The organism is Streptomyces sp. NPDC049970, from assembly GCF_040660235.1.
Classification (GTDB): domain Bacteria; phylum Actinomycetota; class Actinomycetes; order Streptomycetales; family Streptomycetaceae; genus Streptomyces.
This window is the reverse complement of sequence record NZ_JBFALP010000047.1, coordinates 1-2801: the sequence shown is the minus strand read 5'-3', so window position 1 is coordinate 2801 and position 2801 is coordinate 1. Positions and strand designations below refer to the sequence as shown.

2 protein-coding genes and 2 pseudogenes are annotated in these 2801 nt (G+C 68.5%); 3 read left to right on the top strand and 1 reads right to left on the bottom strand.

Annotation, left to right across the window (positions count from 1 at the left end):
• Nucleotides 1–210, bottom strand: a pseudogene (locus AB0I83_RS31330) (MATE family efflux transporter); the annotation flags it as partial.
• 461 nt (nt 211–671) lie between these two features.
• Here AB0I83_RS31330 and dnaB point away from each other — a divergent pair.
• From dnaB to AB0I83_RS31315, 3 genes and pseudogenes are all read left to right on the top strand, one after another.
• The gene (gene dnaB, locus AB0I83_RS31325; protein ID WP_125496711.1) at nt 672–2147 is read left to right on the top strand and encodes a replicative DNA helicase; all 1476 of its coding nucleotides are present in this window, start codon (nt 672–674) and stop codon (nt 2145–2147) included.
• Nucleotides 2148–2163: 16 nt separating this feature from the next.
• Nucleotides 2164–2364 (top strand): annotated as a pseudogene (locus tag AB0I83_RS31320) (hypothetical protein); the annotation flags it as partial.
• 100 nt (nt 2365–2464) lie between these two features.
• Nucleotides 2465–2801, top strand: a 337-nt coding sequence (locus AB0I83_RS31315; RefSeq protein ID WP_363307038.1) for a serine hydrolase domain-containing protein, incomplete at its 3' end; no start/stop codon positions are given.

Genomic DNA, 2801 nt, shown 5'->3' with positions numbered 1-2801 from the left:
GACGAAGACACTGACGGCGGTGGTCAGCAGGGCGGAGGCGACTCCGAGTCCGGCGAGCTGTGCCGTGCCGAGATGACCGACGATGGCGCTGTCGGCCATGACGAAGAGCGGCTCGGCGACCAGCGCGCCGAAGGCCGGGAGAGCCAGGGCGATGATCTCTCGGTCGTGCCGCCGCCGGGAGGCCGTGGGGCGTGCGGGGGCCTGTGTCATGGGCGTCAATCCAATCATCCACAGGTAAGGAATGCAAAGCCCATGCGCACCTTACTTTCCGTCTCATGCCGTGCACATGCGCCCACCGTTCGCAGCGATTGTGGGCCGAGGGGGGAAGTTTTTCTTCTGCACAGCCCGTGGATGGCAAAAGCCCAGGTCGGAGGGGTCTTTCCCGGGGAGCCGCGGTCTTGTTCACAGCGCTGTCCACCATGTCGTGCACAGGTTTCGCGGAGTTGTCCACAGCATCAGGCCAGTCGTCCACATGGCCTGTGGATAACCAGATTGGCTGACGGTGCCCGGGGGCCTACCGTGGTCCGGCGCCCGCTCTGTTCGACACCGGCTGGTGCACCCGCACGACATGACGCCGGGAACCGGAGTGAGGCTTCTCGGTCTGTCAGTGCCGTGCCGTAGAAAGAACGCGCACGGCGAGGTCCGCTCGGCGGACGGGAGGAGGTCGCTCGGTGAGCATGTCCGAGCCCCTGGACAGCCCGTGGGCCGACAGCGGACCCGGCGACCGTCTGCCCGCCTCCCGTCGGCGCCCCGATGCCGGCCGCCGTGAGGAACAGCACGAGCGCGGCCGGGAGGACGACCGGTGGGACGGCGCGGGGTCGTCGTTCGAGCGTGTCCCTCCGCAGGACCTCGAGGCGGAGCAGTCGGTCCTCGGCGGCATGCTGCTGTCGAAGGAGGCCATCGCCGACGTCGTCGAGATCCTCAAGGGCCACGACTTCTACAAGCCCGCCCACGAGACGATCTACCAGGCCATCCTCGACGTCTACGCACGCGGCGAGCCCGCCGACCCCATCACCATCGCCGCCGAGCTGACCAAACGCGGCGAGATCAACCGTGTGGGGGGCGCCTCCTATCTGCACTCCCTCGTGCAGGCCGTGCCCACGGCGGCCAACGCCGCCTACTACGCGGAGATCGTGCACGACCGGGCGGTGCTGCGCCGCCTGGTGGAGGCCGGTACGCGGATCACACAGATGGGGTACGCCGCGGACGACGACGTCGACGAGATCGTCAACCGCGCCCAGGCCGAGATCTATGCGGTCACCGAGCAGCGCACCAGCGAGGACTACCTGCCGCTCGGCGACATCATGGAGGGTGCCCTCGACGAGATCGAGGCGATCGGCTCGCGCAGCGGCGAGATGACCGGTGTCCCCACCGGTTTCACCGACTTTGACGCGCTGACCAATGGCCTGCACCCCGGTCAGATGATCGTCATCGCCGCCCGCCCCGCCATGGGCAAGTCCACCCTCGCGCTGGACTTCGCCCGGACGGCGGCGATCAAGCACAACCTGCCGAGCGTCATCTTCTCGCTGGAGATGGGCCGCAACGAGATCGCGATGCGCCTGCTGTCCGCCGAGGCCCGCGTCGCTCTGCACCACATGCGCTCGGGCACGATGACCGACGACGACTGGACCCGGCTGGCCCGCCGGATGCCGGACGTCTCGGCGGCTCCGCTCTACATCGACGACTCCCCGAACCTGTCGATGATGGAGATCCGCGCCAAGTGCCGCCGCCTGAAGCAGCGCAACGACCTCAAACTGGTCGTCATCGACTACCTCCAGCTGATGCAGTCGGGCAGCACCCGGCGGGCCGAGAGCCGTCAGCAGGAGGTCTCGGAGATGTCCCGGAACCTCAAGCTGCTCGCCAAGGAGCTGGAGATTCCGGTCATCGCGCTCTCCCAGCTCAACCGCGGTCCCGAGCAGCGCACCGACAAGAAGCCGATGGTGTCCGACCTGCGTGAGTCCGGCTCCATCGAGCAGGACGCCGACATGGTCATCCTGCTGCACCGCGAGGACGCCTACGAGAAGGAGTCCCCGCGGGCCGGCGAGGCCGACCTGATCGTCGCCAAGCACCGCAACGGCCCCACGGCGACGATCACGGTCGCCTTCCAGGGGCACTACTCGCGGTTCGTGGACATGGCCCAGACCTGACCCGGGGTGTGCCGGGGCGCCGGCGGACCGGCTTGTGCTCGCGTGCGGAGAGGACTCACGCGGCGAGCTGCCCTACTGTCCGGCCGCCTTCCTGGCCGAGTGTCTGGGCGCGCGGCTGACGCACTTCCCCGGCGGGCACTCCTGACTGACCACACACCCCACCGATTTCGGGAACACCGATTTCGGAAAACATCTGCTGATGGTCTTTCAGTCCTGACTGCCCCTGCCGTGCGGTTTCACGCGGGTGGTGGGCCGCGCGGCGGCCGAGCGATGAAATGGGCTCGACGGGGTGCGGTCCCACCCGATGGACTGGGGGAATGACATCACGTGAGGATGAGTTGCTGCCCGGCACCCGCCGGGCCCTGTCGCACCGGATCGCCGTGGCCCAGGCCGAGGGGCGGGCGCCGTCGCTCGTCGCCGCGGTGGTACGGGACGGACGGACGGTCTGGCACGGTGCCCGTGCGGGGGTCGGCGGCCACGTCCCCGACGAGACCACCCAGTACCGCATCGGATCGATCACCAAGACCTTCACCGCCGTACTCGTCATGCGGCTGCGGGACGAGGGCGTCCTCGACCTCGGGGACCCGCTGGAGAAGCACACTGTCGTCGTGTCGCGAGTCGTCGAGGTGCGGATGACATTGAGGCAACTCCCTG